General features: G+C 71.6%; 4 protein-coding genes. 1 reads left to right on the top strand and 3 read right to left on the bottom strand.

The features are described from left to right. Positions 1-113: 113 nt before the first annotated feature. The 3 genes from pyk to pta form a co-directional block, all read right to left on the bottom strand. Entirely contained in the window at positions 114-1,544 is a 1,431-nt protein-coding gene (pyk, locus tag ACZ7JZ_RS24890; protein WP_470942973.1) for a pyruvate kinase, read from the bottom strand. Positions 1,545-1,607: 63 nt separating this feature from the next. Beyond that, a complete protein-coding gene (locus ACZ7JZ_RS24885; RefSeq protein ID WP_470942971.1) occupies positions 1,608-2,813 on the bottom strand; it encodes an acetate kinase in 1,206 nt (401 codons plus the stop codon). Between the two features lie 29 nt (positions 2,814-2,842). After that, positions 2,843-4,942 (bottom strand): phosphate acetyltransferase, encoded by a 2,100-nt coding sequence (gene pta / locus ACZ7JZ_RS24880; RefSeq protein ID WP_470942970.1) that lies wholly within the window; start codon positions 4,940-4,942, stop codon positions 2,843-2,845. 282 nt (positions 4,943-5,224) lie between these two features. On the opposite strand from pta, the gene ACZ7JZ_RS24875 reads away from it, so the two are divergent. Then, complete coding sequence (locus ACZ7JZ_RS24875; RefSeq protein ID WP_470942968.1) at positions 5,225-6,250, top strand: 6-phosphofructokinase; 1,026 nt, start codon at positions 5,225-5,227, stop codon at positions 6,248-6,250.

Below are 6,250 nucleotides of genomic sequence, written 5' to 3'. Positions count from 1 at the left end.
AGACGTCGGTTGCAGCCTCATGATCACCTGAGTAGGAGCGGGCCCCCTCATTTTCCCCCCCGCCGCCCCACCCCCCCTTCCCCCCCCACCGCCCTCCCGTGCGGCCTGCGGCGTCAGTCGCGCTCGCCGCCGCCCAGGTGGTGGACGCGGACCATGTTCGTGGTGCCCGGGACGCCGGGGGGCGAGCCGGCGGTGATGACCATGGTGTCGCCCGCGTTGTAGCGCTGGAGCTTGAGCAGCTCGCCGTCGACCAGGTCGACCATGGCGTCGGTGGTGTCCACGTGCGGGACGATGTAGGACTCGACGCCCCAGCTCAGGGTGAGCTGGTTGCGGGTGTTCTCGTCCGTGGTGAAGGCCAGGATCGGCTGGGTGGCGCGGTAGCGCGACAGCCGGCGGGCCGTGTCCCCGGACTGGGTGAAGGCGATGAGGGCCTTGCCGCCGAGGAAGTCGGCGATCTCGCAGGCCGCGCGGGCCACGGAGCCGCCCTGGGTGCGCGGCTTCTTGCCCGGGACCAGGGGCTGGAGGCCCTTGGAGAGCAGCTCCTCCTCGGCCGCGGTGACGATCTTCGACATCGTCTTGACGGTCTCGATCGGGTAGGCGCCCACGGAGGACTCGGCGGAGAGCATGACCGCGTCGGCGCCGTCGAGGATGGCGTTGGCGACGTCGGAGGCCTCGGCGCGGGTCGGCCGGGAGTTGGTGATCATCGACTCCATCATCTGGGTCGCGACGATCACCGGCTTGGCGTTGCGGCGGCACATCTCGATGAGGCGCTTCTGCACCATCGGGACCTTCTCCAGCGGATACTCCACCGCCAGGTCGCCGCGGGCCACCATGACCGCGTCGAAGGCCGCGACCACGGCCTCCATGTTCTCGACGGCCTGCGGCTTCTCCACCTTGGCGATGACGGGGACCCGGCGGCCCTCCTCGTCCATGACCTTGTGGACGTCCTTGACGTCGTTGGCGTCGCGGACGAAGGACAGGGCGACCATGTCGCAGCCCATCCGCAGGGCGAAGCGGAGGTCGTCCACGTCCTTCTCGGACAGGGCCGGGACGTTCACCGCCGCGCCGGGCAGGTTGATGCCCTTGTGGTCGGAGATGACACCGCCCTCGACGACGATGGTCCTGACCCGCGGGCCCTCGACCGCGACGACGCGCAGCTCGACGTTGCCGTCGTTGATGAGGACCGGGTCGCCCTTGGAGACGTCGCCCGGCAGGCCCTTGTACGTGGTGCCGCAGACGGACTTGTCGCCCGGGACGTCCTCGGTGGTGATGGTGAACTCGTCACCGCGCACCAGCTCGACGGGGCCCTCGGCGAAGGTCTCCAGACGGATCTTGGGGCCCTGGAGGTCGGCGAGGACGCCGACCGCGCGCCCGGTCTCGGCCTGGGCCTGCCGGACGCGGTCGTACCGCTCCTGGTGCTCTGCCTGGGTACCGTGGCTGAAATTGAAACGGGCCACGTTCATACCGGCCTCGATGAGAGCTTTCAGCTGCTCGAGCGAGTCGACGGCGGGGCCCAGCGTGCAGACGATTTTGGAACGGCGCATGGAGCGGATCCTATCGGGTTTGTTTCACAGCGGAATATTCCGTCTGGTGGAAAGTCCAAGTGACTAGCGGGTAACCAGCGCGTAGGCCTGCGTGGCGATTTCCAGCTCCTCGTCGGTCGGCACCACCGCCACCGCCACCCGGGCGTACGCGGCGGACACCAGCCGCGGCTCGCCGGAGCGGACCGCGTTGGCCTCCAGGTCGAGGGCCAGTCCCAGCTCCGCCAGCCCGTCCACGGCAGCTTCCCGCACGGCGGCCGCGTTCTCGCCCACCCCGGCCGTGAAGGCCACCGCGTCCACCCGGCCGAGCACGGCCGAGTAGGCGCCGATGTACTTCTTCAGCCGGTGCACGTACGCGTCGAAGGCCACCTGCGCCGCGTGGTCGCCCGCGCCGGCGCGGCGCAGCACCTCGCGCATGTCGTTGTCCCCGCACAGCCCGAGCAGACCGCTCTTCTTGTTCAGCAGCGAGTCGATCTCGTCCACGGACAGCCCGCCCACCCGGGCCAGGTGGAAGATCACCGCAGGGTCGAGGTCCCCCGAGCGGGTGCCCATCACCAGACCCTCCAGCGGGGTCAGCCCCATCGAGGTGTCCACGCACACCCCGCCGCGGACCGCGGAGGCCGAGGCCCCGTTGCCCAGGTGCAGGACGATCACGTTGACCTCCTCGGGGGCCCTGCCGAGCAGGGCCGCCGTGGCCCGCGAGACGTAGGCGTGCGAGGTGCCGTGGAAGCCGTACCGGCGGATGGAGTACCGGTCGGCGGTCTCGGCGTCGATGGCGTAGCGGGCGGCGTACTCCGGCATGGTCGCGTGGAAGGCCGTGTCGAAGACGGCCACCTGCGGGAGGTCCCCGCGCAGCGCCCGGGCCACCTCGATGCCGGTGATGTTGGCGGGGTTGTGCAGCGGGGCCAGCGGCACCAGGCTGCGGATCTCCGCCAGCACCTCGTCGTCGACCACGGTCGGCTGCGTGAACCGGGTCCCGCCGTGCACCACCCGGTGCCCGACGGCCGCCAGCTCGGGGGAGTCCAGTCCCAGCCCGTCCGCGGCCAGCTCCGCCGCCACGGCCTTCAGCGCGGCCGCGTGGTCCGCGATCGGCCCGCTGTGCTCGCGCGGCGCGGCCCCGCCGGCCTGCGGGGTGTGCACGAGCCGGGAGGTCTCCTCGCCGATCCGCTCCACCAGGCCCGAGGCCAGCCGGGACCGGTCCGCCATGTCGAGCAGCTGGTACTTGACCGAGGAGGAGCCGGAGTTGAGGACGAGTACGCGCGTTGCGGTCACGGTGGGGTCTTTCCTTCGTGGGGGAGGGGTCAGGCGGTGGGGGCGGGGGCCGCGGCGCCGCGCCCGGACTGGGACTGGATCGCGGTGATCGCCACCGTGGTGACGATGTCCTGGACCAGCGCCCCGCGCGACAGGTCGTTGACCGGCTTGCGCAGGCCCTGGAGGACCGGGCCGACCGCGACCGCGCCGGCGGACCGCTGCACCGCCTTGTAGGTGTTGTTGCCGGTGTTGAGGTCCGGGAAGATCAGGACGGTTGCCCGCCCGGCCACCTCGGACCCCGGGAGCTTGGTCGCGGCCACGGAGGGCTCGACGGCCGCGTCGTACTGGATCGGCCCCTCGATCAGCAGGTCGGGGCGGCGCTCGCGGACGATCTCGGTGGCCTTGCGGACCTTGTCCACGTCCGCGCCGGTGCCCGAGGTGCCGGTGGAGTACGAGAGCATCGCGATCCGCGGCTCCACGCCGAAGGCGGCGGCGGTGGCGGCCGACTGCACGGCGATGTCGGCGAGCTGCTCGGCGTCCGGGTCGGGGTTGACCGCGCAGTCGCCGTACACGAGGACCCTGTCGGCCAGGCACATGAAGAAGACCGAGGAGACGATGGCCGCCTCCGGCTTGGTCTTGATGATCTCGAAGGCGGGCCGGATGGTCGCGGCCGTCGAGTGCACGGAGCCGGACACCATGCCGTCGGCCAGGCCCTCCTGGACCATCAGGGTGCCGAAGTAGTTGACGTCGGTGACCACGTCGTTGGCCAGTTCGACCGTCATGCCCTTGTGGGCGCGGGCCCCGGCGTAGTACTCGGCGAACCGCTCCCGCAGCGGGGAGGTCAGCGGGTCGATGATCTGCGCCCCCGAGATGTCGATGCCCAGGTCGGCGGCCTTCTTCTGGACGGACTGCTCCTCGCCCAGCAGGGTCAGGTCGCAGACCCCGCGGCGCAGCACCACGTCGGCGGCGCGCAGGACGCGCGGTTCTGTGCCCTCGGGGAGCACCACGCGGCGGCGCTCCGAGCGGGCCTGCTCCAGGAGTTCGTGCTCGAACATCATCGGGGTGACGCGGGTGGAGCGGGCCACGGAGATCCGGTCGCGCAGCTCGGCGGTGTTCACGTGCCGCTCGAAGAGGCCGAGGGCGGTCTCCAGCTTGCGCGGGGTGGCGGAGTTCAACCGGCTCTGGAGCGCGAAGAGTTCGGCGGCCGTCGGGAAGCTGTTCCCGGCCACCGAGACCACGGGGGTGCCGGGCGCCAGCTTGGCGGCCAGGGTCAGGATGTCGGCCGGGGGGCGCTCGTTGAGGGTCAGGAGCACGCCGGCGATCGGCGGGGTGCCGGAGGCGTGCGCGGCCAGGGCGCCCACCACCAGGTCGGCGCGGTCGCCGGGGGTGACGACCAGGCAGCCGGGGGTCAGGGCTCCGAGGAAGTTCGGCAGCATGGCGCCGCCGAAGACGAAGTCCACGGCGTCGCGGGCCAGTCCGGCCTCGTCCCCGAGCAGCACCTCGCCGCCGAGGGCCTGGGTGATCTGGGCGACGGTGGGCGCGGAGAGCGACTTGTCGTCGGGCAGGACGTAGCACGGTACGGGGAGGCGGGCGGCGAGCCGCTCGGCTATGACCCCGCGGTCGGCGGGGGCCACGCGGTTGACCACGAGGGCGACGACCTGGCAGCCCAGGGACTCGTACGCGCGGTGGGCGTTGCGGGCCTCGGCGCGCACGGATTCGGCGGTCTGGGCGGTGCCCCCGACCACGGGGACGACCACGGCGCCGAGCTCGTTGGCCAGGCGGGCGTTGAGGGCCAGCTCGTCGGGGAGGTTCGTGTCGGCGTAGTCGGTGCCGAGGACGAGGACCACGTCGGCGTCCCGGGCCACCCGGTGGTAGCCGTCCACCAGCCGGGAGACCAGCTCGTCGGCGCCCTGCTCGGCGAGGAGGGCCGTGGCCTCGGGGTACTCCATGCCGTAGGCGGTGGCGGGGTCCTGCTCCAGCCGGTACCGGGCCTTGAGCAGTTCGAACAGGCGGTCGGGTCCGTCGTGGAGGAGGGGGCGGTAGACCCCGACCCGGCCCGTCTGGCGGGCCAGCAGCTCCATGATTCCCAGTTCGACGACCTGGCGGCCGTCCCCCCGGTCGATACCGGTCACGTACACGCTGCGCGTCACGCGTGCTCTCCGTCCGTGTTCGCCTGCCGGTCCGGCGGCGGATATGCGAATCGAAATTCCCCGATAGTGTGGGCTTGCCCTCTTGACAATACCTCCGCCGATGGATAGGGCGCCCTCCGGAACAAAGGCCTGTGGAGGGGGGTCCAAAGGCCTTTCGGGCGGAGCAGCACCGCGCCCCGGCCCTGTCTGCGTGGAACAATCGGACAGGCTTCACATTTACCCCGGACCCCGGGTCCCGGCACATCCGGACAGGCACGATTCAGGAGCAGGAGACACAAGGCGATGCGCATCGGAGTTCTCACCGCAGGCGGCGACTGTCCCGGCCTGAACGCCGTCATCCGGTCGGTCGTCCACCGCGCGGTGGTCGGCCACGGCGATGAGGTCATCGGTTTCGAGGACGGCTTCAAGGGGCTCCTCGACGGCCACTACCGGCCCCTCGACATCAACGCCGTCAGCGGCATCCTGGCCCGCGGCGGCACCATCCTGGGCTCCGCCCGCATGGAGCGCGCCCGCCTCAGCGAGGCGGCGGAGAACGCCACCGCCCTCGCCGAGCGCTACGGGCTCGACGCGCTGATCCCGATCGGCGGCGAGGGCACCCTGACGGCCTCCCGGATGCTGTCGGACGCGGGCATGCCGGTGGTCGGCGTACCGAAGACCATCGACAACGACATCTCCGCCACCGACCGCACCTTCGGCTTCGACACCGCCGTCACCGTGGCCACCGAGGCCATCGACCGCCTGAAGACCACCGCCGAATCGCACCAGCGGGTCATGGTGGTCGAGGTCATGGGCCGGCACGCGGGCTGGATCGCCCTGGAGTCCGGCATGGCCGGCGGCGCCCACGGGATCTGCCTGCCGGAGCGCCACTTCGAGGTGGACGACCTGGTCAAGATGGTGGAGGAGCGATTCGCCCGCGGTAAGAAGTTCGCCGTGATCTGCGTGGCCGAGGGCGCGCACCCCGCCGAGGGCTCGATGCCGTACGAGAAGGGCGCGATCGACCAGTACGGGCACGAGCGCTTCGCCGGCATCGGCAACCGGCTCGCCGTGGAGCTGGAGCACCGCCTCGGCAAGGAGGCCCGCCCGGTCATCCTCGGCCACGTGCAGCGCGGCGGCGTGCCCACCGCCTACGACCGCGTGCTCGCGACCCGGTTCGGCTGGCACGCCGTCGAGGCGGTCCACCGCGGGGAGTTCGGGAACATGACCGCCCTGCGCGGCACCGAGATCAGCATGGTCCCGCTGGCCTCCGCCGTCACCGAGCTCAAGACGGTCCCCGAGGACCGCATGTACGAGGCGGAGTCCGTCTTCTAG

This window comes from Streptomyces sp. NPDC038213 (assembly GCF_055600495.1).
The sequence above is the reverse complement of the archived record's forward strand: the minus strand, read 5'-3'. Positions and strand labels throughout refer to the sequence as shown.